This is a genomic window from Leptothoe sp. PORK10 BA2 (assembly GCF_034932105.1).
In the GTDB taxonomy this organism is placed as follows: Bacteria; Cyanobacteriota; Cyanobacteriia; order Phormidesmidales; family Phormidesmidaceae; genus Leptothoe.
In genome coordinates this window covers 46,734-66,628 of record NZ_JAYGIG010000003.1, presented here as the reverse complement: position 1 = coordinate 66,628, position 19,895 = coordinate 46,734, and the positions used below count along the sequence as shown (strand labels likewise).

Here is a 19,895-nt window from a genome sequence, read left to right as displayed (position 1 = left end):
AGAGACTAGATGACCAGAGACTAGATGACCAGAGACGATGACCTCATTTTCGCACCAATCCCTCATAATCCCCCCCACTGCCATAGGTGAGGGACTCTCGCCAGCGCTGCCAATAGTATCCGGCTTCACCGTGCCCGGCTTCACCGTGTCCGGCTTCCCCGGAGGCTAGACCAGGGCGGCGGGCCAGCAATCGATTTAGGGCGCTGTAAACCGCCAAGCTGACATAGTGCCCAGTCCAGTCCACCACGGCGGGAATGCCGACCTGGGGCAAAATCTTAGTGACTAGCCCGGGGTGATACACAGAGGTGCGCAACAGGGTCTTGGCCAGGGGTAAAAACTGCACCACATCTTGGAGAAATGGGCGCAGTACCGGCTCCCCCAAGGCGGCCATATCTTGAAAAATAGTGGCTAGGAGGGTGTTAATGCGATTCTCGTCCAGGGTTTGATCCATGGTCAGACTCATGGCTTTTTGGAACAGCCAGGTAACGGCAATATTGGGTTGATAGGGCTGCAGCCACCCCAGGGCAGAGGCACTGAGCTGATCTTGTTTTAGGGCGTGATCAATGCCCCTGGTGAGGCGATCCAGGTGGCGAACCATGGCTCCAAACCCACCAAAACTGAGGGGAGACTGGTGTCCACTGGCATCCCCCACCGCCAACAGGCGATCCCAGGGAAATCGCAGGGGACTGTTGCGATAGGCGGGGAAAAAGCCAAACAGGGCTCGCTTAAAGTGGAGCTGCTCTAGGGTTACCCCCTGATAGTCGGGGAGCAGGTGAAAATAATCGTCAAACAGATCCCCTAGGGTAATGCGGTCGGGATGGGCATCCAGATAGGTAAACAGATAGGTGGTACGGCCATCACGGGCGGGAAAGGCTTCCCAAAAATATTGACATTGATGCTTGATCGGGGTGAAGGAGGCGATCAAATCACCGGTATGGTTTTCCCCATAGCCAGTGGCGCAGGTGCCCACCACTAGACACACCGCGTCGGGGGGCTGTCCTTGGCGGGCCTGCTGCACAATGGGGGAGAAATGGCCCATGGTGTCAATGAGTAACCGGGTGGTGAGGGTATTTTCTCCAGCGGTGACTACAACACCGTCGGGTGCCACTCGAGCAGTGGAAAAAGGTGTGCGCTCTAGGAGTTCTCCCCCAGCGGCTAGAAAGACTTGCTTTAAGGTGTCTAGCAAATATACGGGGTCAACACCAACATTGAGCACATCTTCCACCCAGAGATCCTCTCCGCCGTCAAAACTGATGCGGGCTGGGTTGTATTCGGTTGCGATCGCAACCTCCAATTCCTCCTCACTCAAAAGACCCAGGTCAATAAATGTCCTTAACTCACTCCGAGAAATATTCCACTCTTGATCGCGTCCCTTCAGGACACCTCGCTCTAACAACATCACCCGCCATCCCCGTCGAGCCAAGGTGGCCCCCAACAAAATGCCAAGGGTGCCACCGCAAATCACCACATCATAGGTATTGGGTCTATCGAGGATATTCGTCGCATCGAGCTGCTCTTTTAAACCTAGGGATTCTGACTGGGTAGACACCACAGTGGGGGTTGGAATCTTGCCGTGGCGATAATCATGCCACAGGGCATCGGCCCGTTGAAGGCCCTGGTAGGGATTACCAGGGATGGATTGGAGGATTGTTTCGGAAAGGGACATGGATTGGGGGAAGGAGGATACGGGAAATAGGAAGGGGAGAGGGGGAAAGGGAACTAGCCAGTCAACAAGAATCATCCATAGGAAAAAACTATAGGCGTGTTTCTAGCATGAGGGATGTGCCGAGCCAGTTACCATCAGTTCCATAATCTCGCACAAGGCGTTGACGCTGACGAGGCGACAGATACCAACAAAATTCGAGGCGGGCACCGGACTGTTGCGGCAGCTGGGGATAAACGGTGCAGCTCGCATCACCGGGCAACAGCCAAAACTGCAATGGACTCCCCACTGCCTGCCAACAATGGGAATTGATGGGGGTAAATCGTCCTGTTGTAGATTCTGTTTGCCCTGGTGTGATTGCCCCTGACCCCCACGACACTTGAAGCTCATCGCCCAGACGCTTCGCCTGCCAGTAGCTGCTGCCAATCTGAGGCCGATCCATGGTGGCAGGCAGATAAAGGCTGTTGCCTTGCCAGGTGCCCAAAACCCTATCCATCATCAGGGGGATCTGAGGGGGAGCCATACTTAATGCTGCTGCTCCTATCGTCGCGGTCGCCGCCGCGGTTGCCGCCGTTGGCAGGCGATATTCAGGAATGAGGGTGACATAGTCAAGGATATGTTCCCCTGTGGCGGTGCCGTTATACAGCTGGACTAAACGTAAACGACGATTACCCGCCAGGAGAGAGAACTCAGAACCAAAACTACTCCACGGACGCCGCACAACAGGCCCCTGGGAAAACGCCCCCGTGGGAAAGAAACAAATATAAGGGGCCGCACCGGGATAGCCCAGATCTCGTTCCATGGTTTGGGATGGCTGTCCCTGGGGAGTGCGGGTTAACACCAGCGTCATGTGTTGATCGAGGCGATCTTCTTCGAGGGTAAGGACGCTGGGGGTGCTACTCACCTGGGTCGCCGAGGGCGACAATTGAATAAATAAGCCTTGCCACTGGCCAATATTTTTACGGATGTAAGTCCATTGTTCTGTGGTCCACAGATGATCGATGGCGACACCAGAAAAGTCTGTCATGGAGCCTGTCATTACCTCTGTCATGACTTAGCAGCGGCAACATTAGCAGCGGCACCAGTCGGCCGTAACGCCAAGTAGATCGCGGGTCCTAACAATGGCAGCAGAGACACCCCCCGCCAAAGGGGAGAGGCCTGACGTCTGGCCATGTCATCCCACAACAGGCTGGGGGTGAGCAACGTAAGCAGACAAAAGTCTAAGCTCATTACATGGATAAACTGACTGGTGGAGAACTGGTCCAGAAAATCTTGCCAGACACCTTGCCCCTGAATCTGGCCCTGGCCCTGGGTAAAACCATAGGCAAGCAGGAGGAGGGTTAAAATGGCCACTCCCACCCCCACCCATCGACGGTGCATCACCCTCAGCAACAGGCTATCAACAGGTTCACGGGGCAACGTAGCCGTGGATTTTCTCAAGGCCAGATAGGGCAACAGGGCAAAGGCCCCCAACCCAAAAGAACCCACCACAAACGGCCAGGCTGGCACCGCCTGATCGCGCCCATCGTCCAACGCTAAACTGGCATAGATCACCGGCCACAGCCCCATGAGGTTAAACAAAACCACCACCCAAGGATTGAGCTCCGCCCATTGCCCGGTGGACAGCTGAAGAATCACCCCTAGGGTATCTGGCGCACTCGGCGGTGACAGCAGCACCCCATAGGTTACAAAACCTAACCATAGGGCTCCCAGGGCAAATTGCCGCAATGGTCTTACGGGGACAGGCGTTAAGGCGACCTCCTTGGGCTTGTTCATATAAGTGAGATGTGTTGAAGTTTCAGAGTTTTTTAAGTTTTAAGTTGGTATATCAACCAACGTCAACCGTTCCCCCCATTGTATGGGGTGCCGTCTACCCTAATAGGTGGTGATTGTCGTTAGCGTGAACGTCCAGAAACATCCCCTCGCCAACGGCGGCCATGACAATCATTAACCACCCCTAAGGCCCTAACCTAAGATGAGAGTTCACGAGTTCCTGAAACTATATGAATCAGGCCACCGCAATTTTAAGGGAATCAACCTTAGTGGAGCCGATCTATCGAGCTGCATTTTAGTTAACATCGACCTGTCCGATGCCAATCTGATCGGCACCAATTTTAATCGCGCCTTTCTGACCAAAGGAACCTTTGCCAACGCTCAGCTCCAGCAGGCAACATTACAGTTTGCTAAGCTGAGTGGAACCAATTTTAACCACGCTAATCTCACCAAAGTTCAGGGGCGTGGAGCGTTTTGGATCAAATCCGAACTCTCTCATGCTCAATTTAGCGGGGCTCAGCTAACCCATGTAAACTTTCGGCAAAGTCATTTGCATTGCACTAATTTTTGTAGCGCTGCCCTGGCTGGGGTAAACCTGCGGGAAGCCCAAGCAAATGGGGCTAATTTTGCCTGGGCCAATCTGAGTGGGGCTCTATTATATGGAGCCGATATTTCTGCAGCTCAATTTAGTGGGGTAAATTTAGAACGCTCTCGGTTAAATGGCCTCAACTTTAGCGATTGCGATCTCAACGGAGTCAGCTTTTCCCATGCCCACATGAAGGGAACAAATCTGCAGCAGGCCAACCTCACCGCTGCTAGCTTTGCCTATGCCCAGATGCAAAACGCTGATTTACGCCAGGCCAAAATGATCGGGGCAAACTTGCAGAACACCCAGCTGCAACGGGCCAATCTAACAGACGCCGACCTCAGCCGGGCCAACCTTGATCAGGCGGACTTCACCGATGCCATCCTGACCAACACAATTTTGGCAGCTCCCACCGTCAGCTCTTCTAGAACAACTCCAGGGCAATTTACGATGCGGCCCCCCGCATTCACCCCCCACATGTCCACCCAGATCACGGCAGCCGCGCCTAGGCTATACATGAGCCAATCTTTTCCCCTCACAGCCCGGTAAACCAGGCCAGTAAACCAGGCCAATAACCCGTCAGGTCAACCAAACTCTATCCTATGGCACCCACTTTTCAACTCGGGCTGGTCCTGGTGACTACGGGTTCGGAAACCGAAGCGCGCACCCTGGCCAAGAGTCTAATCGATACTCAGCTGGCCGCCTGTGTGGCCCTAACTCCCATCGAATCTATTTATCGATGGCAGGGAGCCATTCACCAGGAGGCTGAATACCAGCTGGTGATCAAAACAGACCTAGCCCTATTTGATCAAATTGCCACCCACATCACCCAACATCACAGTTATGAGTTGCCGGAAATTATAGCTGTGCCCATGGTTGCCACAGAGGCCTATGGACAATGGGTGAAAGGACAATTACAAACCTTTACCTAAAATAACTTCGCCGTATGGTTAGCCACATCATATTGATATCGGGTCTTATGATCGGTGACACCATAGAGGTTAAAGGAAATCGTCGGTTCATCTCCTAGGGGTTCTACCTGGTGAATAGCCCCGGGGGTAAAACCAATAATATCGCCAGGTACCAGGATTTGTTCCCCCACCGATGCCAAATGGTGGGGCTGTTCTGTCGTTGGTGAACGCTGCCAAAGGTGATTTTTTTCTTCGCCACCGATCAGGGCAACAATACCCCAGGTCGCATGGTTATGAATGGTCGAAACCTGCCCGGGGGCCCAGGCGACCATCTGAACCGTCAGGGGAAACTGATGCTCTCGGTATAGGAATTTTACCGACCATCCGGTTTGCGGTGACGGGGGATCATATTCCATCTGTAGCCAGTAGGAACTGGTTAATAGCTGCCGCACCAGCGGAGTGATTCTTTGGATGCGAAGACTGTCGTCACTCTCATCAGCCAAAATATCTTCTAGGTCCGTTAAAAACCGATATAGCCGGTAGACCCGTTCAGGAGCTTGTACGTCGGCATTCCCAAAGGTGGTGCGCTGACCCTCATCGGTAACCAGCCAATTATGATTCGTCATGGACAAATGAGAACAAAGGACATCTAGAGCATTGAGCCAGCCCAGGACTTCATCTTAGTTTGTCAAACATACAAAGATACGTTCATAAGCCAAGCCCTAGGACATTGCCCCCCTGTAACAATGTTATACGAAAGAAACGTTTCATCTTGAAACAGCGGTGCAACTACAGCCTAGCCCTAGAATATTAGACCTACGGGTGATTTTTCCCTCGAACCGATCGGATCTTCCTACTCCTTAAATCTCATACCAGCTTGCTCATCGGGGCAAATGATCAAAACTTTAGGGAATCTTACCATTAGGCTCTGACCCAGTCCCCCCGCAACGTTTTTTGATACGTATGTATATCCCACGCCCACAATTCCCCCCCCGTCTAAAGTTAATCTGGACGCTGCTGCTGGTTTCCCTGGTGACCGCTTGCGGTCAAGCTAGCTCTCAGGTGGGTTTGAGCGATGACATTATCCAAGCAGAGCAAGACACTCGCTGTGCGGAGAATTCTGTATACATTGAGCGGGGGCGCTACATTGCGGGTAGTGACCAAGAGGAACGGGATTATGCCTATCGAATTTCAGCCCAGGCCCTGGCTAATAATGCCGAAGAAATAGCGGATGTGGAAACTCGACTGCGGCAGCAGCGGTGGTTTGATTTTGAACCGGATCAGGGCAACCGTCGCATGGCCTCCTTTTGCATCAGCCGTGATTTGGTGACCAACAAAGACTATCAAGAGTTTGTGCTAGCAATCGGATATCATCAACCGGGGATCACCGCTGAGAACTACCAAGAGCAAAACATGCTGGTGCACTCCTATGAGGAGCTGCGACCCTACTTTTGGCAGGGCTATCAGTTTCCTGCGGGGAAAGATAATCATCCGGTGGTTCTGGTGTCTCAAAAAGATGCCCTAGCCTATGCGGCTTGGAAAAGCCAGAAAGATGGCACTGACTATCGCTTGCCCACGGCGGATGAGTGGGAAAAAGCTGCTAGGGGGACAGATGGACGCTATTTTACCTGGGGCAACGAATGGCAAGACAAGGCGACCAACTGGCAAAAAAATGGGCCAAAAGGCACCAGTCGCATCGGTGCTTATCCCCTCAGTAAGAGCCCCTATGGTGTGGAGGATATGGCGGGCAACGTGTTTGAGTTTACGTCAACGGTCTATGTGCAAGACGCCCAGGAACGGACGATTATGAAAGGCTGTGCCTGGGATGACCTGCCAGGATTTTGTCGGGCGGCCTACCGCCATGGCCGACCGACCACCTACCGCCACATTTTATTTGGGTTTCGCCTAGTGTCAGATCCTCGGTAGGGGTGTTCCATGGAACGCCCCTACCGAGGAAAATTCATATCTGTTTCTTAGGGAAAATTCAGGTTGATTGAGATATGATGCTTTACGGATCAATTCGCCGATTTGATTTCGGCTGTATTATGATCCCTATCAATGCTTTAAGAGGAACATTCTAATGAAGGTTAATTATCTAGCGGCTGTAGCGGCAGCTTCTGTTTTAAGTCTTGGTGTTTTGACTGGTTGTGGCGGCGGTGCTGCTGATCCTTGCGCTGCTGATCCTTGCGCTGCTCCTGCTGGTGAAGTTGCTCCTGATGCGGCTGACCCCTGTGCAGCTGACCCCTGTGCAGCTGACCCCTGTGCTGGCGGCTAACATCTAAGGTCCCTAGACTATCTAGGGCAACTAGCCCATCTAGGAGACCCTAGATCATCTAGGGTCTTGAGACCACCATGAACTGGATATTTCAATGTATTTAGCTCCCTGATAATGGTGTCAGGGAGCTTTTGTCTTCATAGGCATTGGCTAAGGCATTGGTCCGTGGAGAAATCACGACTCCGAAGCACTCCTATAAATGGCTATTGCCATAACGGTTATTTTTCGAGCCAGTGACGGTCCAATGACAGCCTGATGGCAGTCCATCGGGCATTAAGCTGGAAGCAACAGCCATTGTGGATCAACTTGGGAGATTGCTAGATGAAGGTTGCATTTATTGGCCTTGGCACCATGGGCCTGCCCATGGCGATGAATTTATTGGCGGCCGGACATCACCTCACGGTCCATAATCGCAGCCGCGATCGCGAACTTCCCCTGATCGAGGCGGGGGCGACAGCGGCTGACACACCGGCCACAGCGGCGGCAGCAGCTGACATCGTGATCGTCTGTGTCAGTGATACTCCCGATGTGGAAGCGGTCCTCCTCGGACCGGAGGGGGTGATGGCCGGTGCCCAGCCTGGCACCTTGGTGATCGACATGTCCACCATCAGCCCCGCCGCCACCCGAGCCATAGCCGCCCAGCTGGCCACCCAAGACATTGCCATGCTGGATGCCCCGGTCTCCGGCGGTTCAGAAGGGGCAGAAAATGGCACCCTTTCCATCATGGTGGGGGGAGATGGGGATGCGTTGACCAAAGCCATGCCCGTGTTAGAGGCCATGGGCAAAACCATTACCCACGTCGGTCCCATTGGCGCCGGCCAAACCACTAAGGCGATCAATCAAATTGTGGTGGCAGGCACCTACTGGGCCGTAGCCGAGGGCCTAGCCCTCGGTCTCAAGGCTGAGCTAGACATGGCAAAGGTGGTTCAGGCCGTGGGCAGTGGAGCTGCCGGTTCCTGGGCCTTTACCCATCGGTCTGACAATATGCTGAATAATACCTATCCCCTGGGATTTCGCATGAGGTTGCACCGCAAGGACCTACTGATTGCCTTGGAGGCGGCTCGGGAATTGGGGTTGCCGTTACCCATGGCGGCCTATGTGGAGCAGATCGAAAGCGGCCTGATTGCCCAAGGGTTTGGGGATGAGGACATGTCAGCGGTGGCCCGCAGTGTGAGGGAAATGGGGGGCATGTAACTCCCTAGGACCCCTTAGGGCACTCCAATGGTGGTGATATAAAGCACGGCCTCGTCTTCAGGAATGCCCAACACATCATTGACCTGATCATCAAAAAATCCGGCAATGCCACTGACGCCTAGCCCCAAATGGATGGCGGCTAGGTTAATCCGCTGGCCCAGATGGCCCGCGTCCATATGCAAATATCGATAGGCGCGATCGCAATGTCGCCCAATCGCCAGTTTCAAACTGGCCGTATGGATAATCGCCACGCTGGCATCCCGCCCCAAATTCTGACCGAGGCAGAGGTGATGCAGCTCCCGGCGAAAATGCTTAAACCGCACTTGGCGTAGGGTGTTAGTGGCTGGATCGTAGTAGTAGCAGCCCGTATCCAGGTTATTTACCCCCAGCACCACAATGAAGGTTTGAATCAGACTGAGGTCAAAATAATCTGGCTGGCCATCAAACCCTTGGCCAACATAATGTTCAGGATGGTAGGCAAAGTCCAGCAGTTGGCGCAGCGGATCTAGGGAAATGGCTGCCCCCCGATAACGACGGGTGGAACGGCGGTGAAGCATGGCTTTGGTCAAATATTCCAACCCATCCCCCCAGTTAATGGGGGCCACGGCGGTACTGGCCTGGTTGCCAAAGGGAAAGGCATATTGGGAGGCTGATTGAGCCCCCGGCAGCGGACTTGACTGGGCTAACTGGGCCTGCTCTAAACTTTTGTCGGCCTCTGGGGGGATTTTACTGGACTGGTGGATGGCTGCAAGCAGGTCTTCATCCCCTGAGGGCAATCCATCTAATCCATCTAACAGCTGTGGCTCACTGGCCAGGGCCGTACAGCCCCGGGATAAATTTTGCTCGGCTTGCAGCAGATCCGCTAGGGCCAAAATTGCGATCGCACCCTCCTCCTCCCCGTTGAAATACAGCAAATCATTCACCGCATCATCCCCAAACCCTCCGATCAGATGGGGTCGATAGTCACACAGGGAAGCCGCCAGCTCGATATTGCCCAGCAAATGGCCCGTATCCAAACACACCCGCCGGTAGGCCCGGGCCTGGTAGCGCCAAGCCGAGCGCTGGAAGATCACACTGGTGACCACGGCCAAATGGGTATGCTCCAGGGCCGGATGCCAAAAACAAGCCTCCTGCAGCCGCTGCCAGGGATGATCATCCCAAAACCGCACCAGGCTATGGGTTTTCACCTGATAGTTATACAAACCAGCGGGCAGCTGCGATGTCCCCCGCGAAATCAGGTAAACCTCTGCGGGGTAAAGGGCTCCCGCCGAGGGAGCCGAGCGCAGATAAACCGTCTCCCCGGCGGCGCTGGTGAACTTGGCCGTCAGGCCGTAGCTGTGGAATAAAAACTGGGATAGCCGCTGCCACCACTGGTCGGTGGTGCGATCCATCGCCCCCAAATACCCCTGCAGCTCAAACCGGCTGCCCAGGGGATAGGTTTTATACACCTGAGGCTGCTCAGCCCAATTTAAAGTTCCTTCGGGCATGGCCTCGGGAAAATATTTAGTGCGTTGGTGGTAGTGCTGGGCTAGGGAAGGCAGGGCCTCAGTCATGGTGGTGGGTTGAAGCTGTAGATGGAGCGGGGAATGGATCAGGGAACTGAGGGATGAATTGCCTGACAACTGGAGCCATGGGACAGGGTGACCATCACCGAAAAATGTTAAGTGACACTTAAGAAAGTCCTTGTTTCATTACATGTAGCGTAATTTACATTCTGTAACATAAAGTTTTTGTTGCCAAGGTTGCCTGGGGGGAAGCCATGGGGCTGGCGTTTGAGCCGGCCCTGACGATTGTTGGTATCTGATAATTTTGACGTAGAAGTGTATGACAGTTGATGAATTCTTGGCCGCCTATCAAGCTGGGAAACGTAACTTTCAAGGCCTTGTGCTAGAGTCGGCCAATTTATTTGATTGTGACATCCGTGGCTGCGATCTCAGTCAGGCCCAGTTGCAAAAAGCCTACTTACCCTATGCCAAGCTTAGCCGGGTGTGCCTAACCCAGGCCATCCTGACGGGGGCCAACATCAGCAATGGATTTTTGCAGGCCGCCGACTTATCAGAGGCCGATCTTCGGGGGGCCTTGCTATCCTATGTAAATCTCAGGGGAGCTGTGCTGCGGCAGGCTAATTTACAGGCTGCCGACCTGACCGGGGCCGATCTGAGCGGGGCCAACCTGAGCGGGGCCAACTTGAGCCAGGTTAACCTGAGCCGGGCCAACCTGGGTAGGGCCAACTTGAGCCAGGTGAACCTGCGGGGGGCCAATTTATTTCGGGCTCAGCAGGTGGATTTGACGGGGGCCATTTGCGATCGCACCACCATCGGCCCCGACGGTCACCCCATCGACCCCATCGACCAGCTGGAGAATTAATCCCCCAAAACCGAACCCCCAAAACCGAATCCCCAAAACCGAACCCCTAAGTCAGGGAATCCCTCCACCAAAGAGTCCATCAAGCCGCACCAGCTCAGGTATGCTATGAGCAGTCTCCATGACCCACCCGCCATTCCCCTGTCCCTATGACTTTGAGCGCACCATCAAAATCCGCTAAATGGCCCAAACTGGCCCTCCTGCTGATCGTGATGTGTAGCCCCATCCAGCCTAGCTTTGCCCAAGCTGATCCGGCGGCCCTAGGGGGAGCCACCGACGCTGGCCAAATTTCTGGAACTACTGGAACTAATAGTTCAGGCAATTCAATCAGCAGCAATAATGCCAGCAATTGGAGTATCACCCTCCTGATTGTTCTCATTAGCACCCTGATTTTGCTGTTGGGTATAGGCATGGCCATGCTTTGGATGATGCGCGGTGCGGTGGAAAACGAAGTCACCAAGAAGGTGACCGAGAATGTCTTGGGTCAGCTGAACGAAATCGAAAATCTGGAAGGGAAAGTCCGCTCAGCTACCCGCAAAATTGACGACATTTTGGCCGAAGCCGATGACCGTGCCGATGAACTGGTTAAACGCTCCACGGGTTTTCAGCAGGACCTATCCACCCAGCGCAACAGTTTAACCAAACTCTTAGCCGACCTCACCGACCTCAAGGCCAAAACCGTTAAGGAGTGGCAGACTGAGCTGGACAACGCCCGTCAGACCCTAGGCAGCCGCCAAACCGACTTCATTAACGAGCTAGACAGTCTCAAAAATGGAGCCATCCAGCAGCTGCAAACGCTCCAGGCCGACACCCGCCGTCAGCAGCAGACCGTATTCCAAGGCTTAGACAGTGCCCAGTCCACCCTGGACAACCATCTCTCCGGTCTCAAGGCCACCGCCGACCATCGCCAGGGCATCTATTTAGATGAACTAGAACGCAAAGAGTCCATCTTTTCCGATGAAATCGGCACCCTCCAGGCCGACACCATCGAACAGCGCGATCGCTGGTTAGAAAATCTAGCCTCCCTAGAAAAAGACATCGGCCCCCAGCTGGAAGACCTGCGCAAGTCCATGAAAACCCAGCTGGAAAAACAGCGGGACAGCATCATCGACGAAATGCAACAGGAGCGGGGAGAGTTTGCCCAGCAAATGAATGACATGCAGGTCAATGCCCTGGGCCACAAAGAACTGGCCCTACAAACCATTGAACGGTCGGTGAACGATCTGCAGCAACAGTTTCAACAACTTCGCAACGATACCGAAGGTCGCAAAAGTGACCTAATGCAGCAATTGCGCCAGTCCACCGACGACTTTTTGACCCAGTTTGCCACCCTGAGGGTGGATGTGGAAGGTCGGAAGGGTGTGCTGCTGGGGGACATGGACCAGGTAGCCGCCGACTTTAAACATCAGCTAGACCGGCTGCAGGGGGATCTTGGCCTGCAGCGGGACGAATCATTTCGAGCGTTGCAACAGACAGCCAATAGCTTTGCCAGCCAGCTGAGCCAGCTCCAGAGTGAAACGGGCGATCAGCAGGCCCGCACCCTGCAAACCCTTGAAGCCGCCGCCAGCGCCTTTAACCGGGAGCTGACAGCCCTCCAGTCGAGCCTTACCCAGCAGCAGCAACAGTCCTTCCAAGTGCTGCGTCGGCTAGAAGGGGAATTTACCCAGCAGCTAGGGGAAGTGCGAGATGTGGTATTTGGTCGCCGGGATGTGGTGATCGAAAAGCTAGATCAGTTTGACGCCAACCTGGGCACCCAGGTCAACGAGCTAGCCGAAGCCGCCCGTAGGCGTCAGCAGGAAGCCCAACAGCGACTGGAGGTGATTGCCGAGCGCTTTGCCGCCGCCCTCGATGACCTCAAAGCTAAGTTTGAGGGGAAACAGTCCGCCAGCGCCATGGACCTGGAGCAACTCCAACAAAGCTTTGCCCAGCAGCTGGAGGCGCTGCAAACCGAGGCCAAGGTCCAAAAAGACCAAATCATGCGCCAGCTGGGGGAAGTCACCCCCGAATATGTGGCCGACTCCTTTGTGGATACGGCCCAGACCCAGCTCCAAAGCCTGACGGAGCGGCTGTCGCGGCTGCAGTCTAACCGGCCAGAACTGTTTGAAACCATTGACGAGCTGGTGGCCACCGCCGCCGGTCAGATCGCCGAGGGCCATTTAGAAGAGGCCATCATCACCTATGACAAGGCCCTGTCCATTCAGCCCAGCAATGCCGAGCTGTGGCTAGCCCGCAGCCAGCCCCTGGGCCAGCTGAAGCGCCGGGATGAGGCCCTGGCCGCATTGCAAAAGGTGATTGACCTGGAACCCCAGCGACTCGAGGCCTGGTATCAGCGAGGGCTGGTGCTGCGGGAACTGCGGCGCTATGAAGATGCCCTGGCCACCTTTGAACGGGTGATTGGGATTGACGACACGGACCCTAGAGCCTGGCTCAATAAGGGCATGGTGCTCAGCCGTCTGAAGCAGCGGGAAAAAGCCATTATTTCCTTTGATAAGGCCATTGCCCTCAACCCCACTTACCACGAAGCCTGGGTCAATCGCGGCGTCGCCTACGGCATTTTGCAACAGCCAGAAGAGGCGTTCAAGTCCTTTGATAAGGCGGTCAACATTCAGGAAAACGACGGGGTGGCCTGGCTTAACCGAGGGCTGTCCCTAATGGAGCTGGAACGGTTTGAGGAGGCGCTGGGCTCCTTTGAACAGGCCACTCGGTTTAAGTCTGACTTGGTGAAAGCCTGGGATAATCGGGGGTTGGCCCTGGTGAAATTAGGTCGCGATCGCGATGCCCTAAAAAGCTTTGACAAGGCCCTGGAGCTGAATCCCAGCTATGCCAAAACCTACTACAACCGGGCTGTGTGCTATGCCCTACAGAGGGAGACCGATAAGGCCCTAGAGAACTTGCAAAAGGCAGTACAGATTGACCCGCGCTATAAGGTAGAAGCCCAGGCGGACGAAAGTTTCGAAGACATTTGGCAGGATAATTGGTTTAAAGAGTTGGTGGCTTAAAGGGGTACCAACTTAAAGCGGGACGTTTTCCTAAAGACAGAATTTAGCATACTCTTTGAGCAGAGCAAGCTCTACAGGAGTCCGAATTCAGTGCCTTACAGGCTTCTGGCTTCTGACCCCTGACTCCCCACCCAGCCAGGATTTCCCGGCTTAAATTGATCCCGCTTAAAGCTTACGAACCGTTAAGAAACAAAAATTTTAACAATCCCTGACGGACTATCTTTGTAGAAAGTAATCTGGATTAACCAGCGAGCCATTGAATAGGGAACTGGGTAAGCTGTCAACAAGTCCTATTGTTTTAGTGCCCCATCCAAGCCATGGCTAACCGTTTAAACATCCGCGATACCAATAACCTAGGCGACGATGGGCCGGTATTCGTATTGGACTTTCTCACCGAAAAAATTACGGTGCGGGAGCTAATTCGCAGTCGTGTGTATCAAGAAGTAAAGGATTTTAATACCCAGCAACCAGAGTATTTTCAGGGATTGGTGCAGCCCACGGAGACAGAACAAACCCTAAATGGGTACAAATTGCGCAAACCCCGCCAAATCAACTGGGAAGAGCAGTTTGAAAAAGCCCTCACCGCCTTTCAAAGTAATGGTTTTATCATTCTGGTGGATGACGAACAGGTGGTAGAACTCGATGAGGAGATTACCATTACCCCTGCTACATCGGTCTCCTTTATGAAGCTGGTACCCCTGGTGGGTGGTTAATGGGAGGTGCATTGTGACAACTAACCACGCTGATATTATCCAGGCTATTCTGCTGATATATCGGGAGAACAACACGAGGTATGGTTACGACTTTAAAGAGTCTAGCACTTGGGCCATAATCTCTCAGCTGAGCCGGGCTGAGCAGGCTGAGCTGGCGGTTTCCATGGTGCAAGATTATCAACAATACATGGACCGCAATCTTGAACAGAACGATGGCGATGCCTATCGCATGGCTTGCCATCTTCTGAATGTTCTCGTGCTGCTCTTAAATCAGAAATTGCCTTTTACAGCGGAGCATGTCACTGAATTTTTGCGGGCTTGTCGCCATCAGCGATCGCAAACTTATTATTGGCTCACCCCCATCAAAAAGATGGTGCGAAATTACCTCAAAGACCATGAGCTAACCCCTGAACTCCAAACCGCCATTGAAGCCACCTGCGACCACTGGGGAAAAGGGTACGGCGACACCCGCAAAGCCGCCAATCAGCTACGTCTATTCATCTCCACCGAAAACAAAACCCTGGCTCTTCTCCCAGGCGAAGTCTGGTCCGACTTCGCCAAACAAACTATCGAAGCCTTGCCCGAGTCTGAACATTCCACCTGGGTTCAGCTCATAGAAGTCTGTAGCACCGCTACCGGCGGCCAACCCACCGCCAAGTGGCTCAAGGCCGCACGTTCCCTGCGACAGGCCGTGGCGAGTAATATATTTTTGCAACAGATGGTGCAGTGGTTTCCCCTGGTGGATCAACCCCGCCCCCAGCCCTTGCCCAACGGCAGTGATGACACTATCCAAGACCAAAATGCCGATATTCTCAAGGGTCTGGTGTGGCTCTGTGGTGACCAAACCGAGGGAGAGTTGGTGCGAGTGCTGGGGAGATTGGCGGTGTCGGCCTATCGCAAAATTCCCGGTGTTGGTCCCCGCTGTGTGAAACTGGGCAATGCCTGTGTGTGGGCATTAGGGCAAATGCCCACGGCGGATGCCATTGGGCAGCTGGCGTTGCTTAAGGTGAAGGTAAAATTTGGCACCGCCCAAAAGGGTATTGAAAAGGCCCTGACCGCAGCGGCGGAACGGGAGGGATTGCCCCGTGAAGAAATCGAAGAGTTGGCGGTGCCCACCTATGGTCTGGATGAAGTGGGCGTGCGGCGGGAGACCCTGGGGGACTTTACCGCTGAGCTAGTGGTAACGGGGACCAGTAGCACGGCACTGCGATGGATAAAGCCCGATGGGAAGCCGCAAAAGTCAGTGCCACAGGCGGTAAAAGATAACTATGGTGAGGAGCTAAAGGAGCTAAAACAGGCAGAAAAAGATATTCAGAAGATGTTGCCTGCCCAGAGAGACCGCATTGAGGCGCTTTATCTACAGCAAAAGGCCTGGGACTTTGCCACCTGGCAGGAACGGTATTTGCATCATCCGTTGGTGGGGACATTGGCTCGACGGATGCTGTGGCAGTTTGAACAGGATGGGAACCACGCCGTTGGCATCTGGTTGGACAAGCATCTGGTGAATCTGGAAGATACCGCCATCGATTGGCTCACGGATAAAACCCAGGTGAGCCTGTGGCACCCCATCACAGCTACCAGCGATACCATCCAAGCCTGGCGGCAGTGGCTGGTAGATCATGAGATTCAACAACCCTTCAAACAAGCCCATCGGGAGATTTATCTGCTCACGGCTGCAGAGGAAAACACAGGTGTCTATTCCAATCGGTTTGCGGCCCACATTATCAAACAGCATCAGTTTAATGCCCTGTGTGGCCAGCGAGGCTGGAAGAATCAGCTGCGGCTAATGGTGGACGATGACTACAATCCAGCCCGATTGCTGTTGCCCCAGTGGAATTTGCGGGCGGAGTTTTGGATTGAGGGGATTGGGACTAACTATGGTATCGATACCACCGAGGCAGGGAGTTATCTTTATCTGGCGACGGACCAGGTGCGTTTTTATCGGATAGATGCGGCGGACAATTATGCCCATGCGGGCGGTGGGGGCTATGGTACCTATCGCGTTCCAGCTGAACCCATTCCCCTAACGGAGATTCCGGCGTTGGTGCTGACGGAAGTACTACGGGATGTGGATTTGTTTGTGGGGGTAGCCAGTGTGGGGAATGACCCAAACTGGACAGATGCGGGTACGGCAGGGGGACGGCAGCATTATGACTATTGGCATGATTATTCCTTTGGGGAGCTGTCAGCGACAGCCCAAACGCGGCGACAGGTGTTGGAGAATTTGGTGCCGAGGTTAAAGAAGATTGCAGACCGTTGTTCGTTTCAGGAAAGGTTTTTGGTGGTGCGGGGGGATATTCGCACGTACAAGATTCATTTGGGTAGTGGGAATATTTTGATGGAGCCTAACGATCAGTATTTGTGCATTGTGCGGGCGGGAAAGAGTGCGGCGGATCAAGTGTTTTTGCCGTTTGAGGGGGATAAAACCCTGGCGTTGATTTTGAGTAAGGCGTTTTTGCTGGCAGAGGATACAAAGATTACGGATCAGACGATTTTGAGTCAGATTGGTCAGTAAATACTCTGCGCCATTTGCCAATTCATCCCCTCCTCGGAGGGGTGCCGGTCAGGCGGGGTGGGTCTCGATCTCTAGGACCGAACTGTTTTTTAGTAACCTTTCTGCACTGACATGCTGACTTTAAAGGACTGTATCGTTCTTCACGGAAAAGACTTACGCCCCTATCAATGTCACCAGTTCACGGTTGAGCAGGACACGATCACCCACATAGATCTAGGATCTCCTTGCAATCAGCTGGAACAAGGATCGCTGGTGATCATTCCCGGTCTTTACAATAGCCATACCCACATGGGGGATTCTTGCCTGCCAGATGGTACGACGGGTATGACCTTGGAAGAGGGCTTTTTTAGACCTAATGGTTACAAGTATCGGGAACTGGGTAAACAGACTGAAGCTGAACATCTGGAACATCTGGTTGCCCATCTACGCTATATGGCAAGAACTGGGACGGTGGGCCATATTGATTTTCGAGAACAGGGTGTTTATGGCAGTCAGTTACTCCGCCAGGCCGCTGATAAAACTGGGGTGAACTCGGTGATTTTGGGGCAGTTTAATCAGCTGCCCTTTACTGAAAGCCAGTTGCAAGAGAATCGAGATGGCTTGTCGGACAGTGCACTTGCAGAACTCGATGCACTACTGACCATTGCCGATGGCTTTTCTGAAAGCACGATGAACGATCTGACGGATCTAGCCTGGCAACAGATTTACCTTAGGAGCCAGCACAAACTTCGAGCGATCCATTGTTTGGAAAATGAAGGCTATCGGGATACCAGTTTAGCGGTTACCGGACGGGGGGATCTGGAGCGGGCTTTGGAGCTATATCAGCCTCACTTAGTTATCCATGCCACCGTTGCTAATGCTGCTGAAATTGGAATGTTATCCGCTCATCGGGTGAATGTGGTGTTGAATCCACGGGCTAATGCTAATTTGGGTTTGCCTCTACCTCCCATTGCGCCTTTGCTGCAGAGTCAGGCAAATTTGTTGCTGGGTACGGACAATGGCTTGCTCAATAGTCCTAATATGTTGGCGGAGTTAGATTTTACCTATAAGGTCGCTAAAAGTCAGTTTGGGAGTGCGGCCCTACGGCCTGACCCGGTAGATATTTTGAAAATGGCTACTAGCAATCTGCATGGGGTTTTAGGCCAGGATATCTACGGCTATCTGGAGGTCGGTTTACCGGCTGATTTTGCCGTGTTGAATTTTAGGCAACCTCATTTGCGGGCCACTCGTCACATTTTGGCTTCGATTGTGAGTCGTACTACTCCAGATGATGTACTGGCCACGGTTCGCCAAGGGCAGGTCCTGTATCAGGATCCAACGTTTGCATTGGCAGCCTAAGGCGAGTTATTTCAGAGCTACCGTCTACCATCTGCAGCCGCATGGGAATCTGCCTGTCGTGCTGGTATTAAAAGTCCCTGTCATTGGGGAGAAACCCTTTCAACTGACTGAGCGAACGATCAGGACACACTTTAAACACTTTCATTGGTGGAGCTGGTCTCTTGTTCGGCGGAGTCCAGTCTTTTGACCAAGGCAAAGAATCCGTTGACTGTCTCTTTATCTAGCTGGTCGGGGACAAAGGTAACGCTGATGCGAAAGGGGGGCTGATCGGACCAGGTGACGTCCTGCTCAAAGGTGATGCGTTCGCCGGATAGGGCTGTTTCAATCGAAATTCTGATCTGTTGGTAGGCATTTGGGCCTAACACGTCCCATAGGTAATGCCCTATGATGCTCCCTCGGGGTTTGCCTAGCCAATCCTTATGGGTTCGATTGGCATAGAGCACCTGTTGTTTGGCATTAATGTAAGTCAGGAATACGGGTAGAACATTGGTCACCAGCAGCAGCTGTGCTTCGCGTTGTTGGAATGCTGTTTCGGCCTGTTTTTGGGCTGTGATATCTCTGCCTGCTGACTGAAATTGAAAAAAATCTCCGTTGCGGTCAAATAAGGCGCGATGAACCCATTGTTGCCATCGGATTTGGCCATCGGGCATCACTACTTGGTGGTCAAGGGTAATGACGGGATGATCTTGATCGAGGTGATCTAGAATGGCTAGATGCTTCATGAGTCTTTCTTGGGAGGTCTCTCCAATCAGTTCAAAAAAATTTGAGCCCATGACGGACTCTGAAGAACAGTCGAAATATTGGCAAAATGCCTGATTGGCAAAGGTTAATCGACCATCCGCCATCAATCGGCAGATGAGCTCGGTTTGGTCTTCAACGATGGCTCGATATTTCGCTTCGCTTTCTTCAATGGCTATGGTGGCTCGCCGCTGCTCGGTGAGGTCTCGAAACAGCCAGCGAATCTCTACCAGCTGAGACTGGTGGTCTCGCACGGGTGCTACTGTGAAAGAGGCGTAGAGGGACTGTTTTTGGTAGGGCTGCAGGCGCAGGCTAAAGCTCTGAAAGGCTTTGCCTTGGTGCAATTGGCTGAGTAAGGTATAAAATTCATGAATATCGGCTTGGGCAACCATGACCGCTAGGGGCTTCCCAATGGGTGATTGTGGCGGCCGGTGGAGCAGGGTTGTGGCGGCCTGGTTGATGTGTTTGATGATCCCTTGGGCATCTGTGACGATGTAGCCATCGGGGGCTAAGTCAAATAGGTCAAAGTATTGTTGACGTTCCGTGGCGAGGGTACTCTGGGCAATGTGTACCTGGTTATACTGGGCAGATAGTTCTTCTGAGAAAACCTGTATTTCTTCTAGGGCATTGGCCAGTGCATTTAGGGCCTCGGTCAGGAGATGTTTTGGTTCGTTGTTTTGTTGGGCGTGCTGCAATAATTCGGTTAATTGTTGTTGTGCCTGGTCGAACTGGTGGCCAAAAATGTCCAGAGATGATGTCATGCCTTTGATGGTTTTGTCTGGGGTTGTCTGGGGTTGTCTGGATAAACAGTGGTCAATCCCACGGT

The 19,895-nt window shown here is 53.3% G+C and carries 16 protein-coding genes; 10 read left to right on the top strand and 6 right to left on the bottom strand.

Translation table 11 applies throughout. The annotated features are described in order from the left end of the window. Positions 1 to 43: 43 nt before the first annotated feature. From VB741_RS01770 to VB741_RS01760, 3 genes are all read right to left on the bottom strand, one after another. Positions 44 to 1,666, bottom strand: a complete 1,623-nt coding sequence (locus VB741_RS01770) for an FAD-binding oxidoreductase (RefSeq protein ID WP_323363420.1) — start codon at positions 1,664 to 1,666, stop codon at positions 44 to 46. Positions 1,667 to 1,754: 88 nt separating this feature from the next. Then, positions 1,755 to 2,690: a DUF3598 family protein gene (locus VB741_RS01765; RefSeq protein WP_323363419.1), complete on the bottom strand. Its 936-nt coding sequence runs from the start codon at positions 2,688 to 2,690 to the stop codon at positions 1,755 to 1,757. A 20-nt stretch (positions 2,691 to 2,710) separates the two neighbouring features. After that, positions 2,711 to 3,439 carry a DUF2834 domain-containing protein gene (locus tag VB741_RS01760; protein ID WP_323363418.1) on the bottom strand — a complete coding sequence of 243 codons (729 nt, stop codon included), beginning with the start codon at positions 3,437 to 3,439 and terminating at the stop codon, positions 2,711 to 2,713. 199 nt (positions 3,440 to 3,638) lie between these two features. Here VB741_RS01760 and VB741_RS01755 point away from each other — a divergent pair, with 199 nt between their 5' ends. Beyond that, a complete protein-coding gene (locus tag VB741_RS01755; RefSeq protein ID WP_323363417.1) occupies positions 3,639 to 4,571 on the top strand; it encodes a pentapeptide repeat-containing protein in 933 nt (310 codons plus the stop codon). Positions 4,572 to 4,624: 53 nt separating this feature from the next. After that, positions 4,625 to 4,954: a divalent-cation tolerance protein CutA gene (gene cutA / locus VB741_RS01750; RefSeq protein ID WP_323363416.1), complete on the top strand. Its 330-nt coding sequence runs from the start codon at positions 4,625 to 4,627 to the stop codon at positions 4,952 to 4,954. On the opposite strand, the gene VB741_RS01745 is transcribed toward cutA, so the two are convergent. After that, entirely contained in the window at positions 4,951 to 5,559 is a 609-nt protein-coding gene (locus tag VB741_RS01745; protein WP_323363415.1) for a cupin, read from the bottom strand. The two genes, cutA and VB741_RS01745, sit on opposite strands and share 4 nt — an antisense overlap. A gap of 337 nt (positions 5,560 to 5,896) precedes the next feature. Here VB741_RS01745 and VB741_RS01740 point away from each other — a divergent pair, with 337 nt between their 5' ends. The 3 genes from VB741_RS01740 to VB741_RS01730 all read left to right on the top strand — a co-directional run bounded on the left by VB741_RS01740 (position 5,897) and on the right by VB741_RS01730 (position 8,402). Next, positions 5,897 to 6,859 (top strand): formylglycine-generating enzyme family protein, encoded by a 963-nt coding sequence (locus VB741_RS01740; protein ID WP_323363414.1) that lies wholly within the window; start codon positions 5,897 to 5,899, stop codon positions 6,857 to 6,859. Positions 6,860 to 7,013: 154 nt separating this feature from the next. Then, entirely contained in the window at positions 7,014 to 7,208 is a 195-nt protein-coding gene (locus VB741_RS01735) for a hypothetical protein (RefSeq protein WP_323363413.1), read from the top strand. 321 nt (positions 7,209 to 7,529) lie between these two features. After that, on the top strand, positions 7,530 to 8,402 hold the full coding sequence (locus VB741_RS01730) for an NAD(P)-dependent oxidoreductase (protein WP_323363412.1): 873 nt from the start codon (positions 7,530 to 7,532) through the stop codon (positions 8,400 to 8,402). Between the two features lie 14 nt (positions 8,403 to 8,416). Here VB741_RS01730 and VB741_RS01725 read toward each other — a convergent pair whose 3' ends face one another. Then, a complete protein-coding gene (locus tag VB741_RS01725; RefSeq protein WP_323363411.1) occupies positions 8,417 to 9,955 on the bottom strand; it encodes a SagB/ThcOx family dehydrogenase in 1,539 nt (512 codons plus the stop codon). 271 nt (positions 9,956 to 10,226) lie between these two features. Here VB741_RS01725 and VB741_RS01720 point away from each other — a divergent pair, with 271 nt between their 5' ends. The 5 genes from VB741_RS01720 to VB741_RS01700 all read left to right on the top strand — a co-directional run bounded on the left by VB741_RS01720 (position 10,227) and on the right by VB741_RS01700 (position 18,331). Next, the gene (locus VB741_RS01720; protein ID WP_323363410.1) at positions 10,227 to 10,769 is read left to right on the top strand and encodes a pentapeptide repeat-containing protein; all 543 of its coding nucleotides are present in this window, start codon (positions 10,227 to 10,229) and stop codon (positions 10,767 to 10,769) included. Positions 10,770 to 10,915: 146 nt separating this feature from the next. Then, on the top strand, positions 10,916 to 13,765 hold the full coding sequence (locus VB741_RS01715) for a tetratricopeptide repeat protein (RefSeq protein ID WP_323363409.1): 2,850 nt from the start codon (positions 10,916 to 10,918) through the stop codon (positions 13,763 to 13,765). A 317-nt stretch (positions 13,766 to 14,082) separates the two neighbouring features. Then, positions 14,083 to 14,478 carry a hypothetical protein gene (locus VB741_RS01710; RefSeq protein WP_323363408.1) on the top strand — a complete coding sequence of 132 codons (396 nt, stop codon included), beginning with the start codon at positions 14,083 to 14,085 and terminating at the stop codon, positions 14,476 to 14,478. Positions 14,479 to 14,491: 13 nt separating this feature from the next. Then, a complete protein-coding gene (locus VB741_RS01705; RefSeq protein WP_323363407.1) occupies positions 14,492 to 16,993 on the top strand; it encodes a DUF4132 domain-containing protein in 2,502 nt (833 codons plus the stop codon). A gap of 111 nt (positions 16,994 to 17,104) precedes the next feature. Then, a complete protein-coding gene (locus tag VB741_RS01700) occupies positions 17,105 to 18,331 on the top strand; it encodes an amidohydrolase family protein (protein ID WP_323363406.1) in 1,227 nt (408 codons plus the stop codon). A gap of 131 nt (positions 18,332 to 18,462) precedes the next feature. On the opposite strand, the gene VB741_RS01695 is transcribed toward VB741_RS01700, so the two are convergent. Next, a complete protein-coding gene (locus VB741_RS01695; RefSeq protein ID WP_323363405.1) occupies positions 18,463 to 19,830 on the bottom strand; it encodes a PAS domain-containing protein in 1,368 nt (455 codons plus the stop codon). Positions 19,831 to 19,895 lie beyond the last annotated feature (65 nt).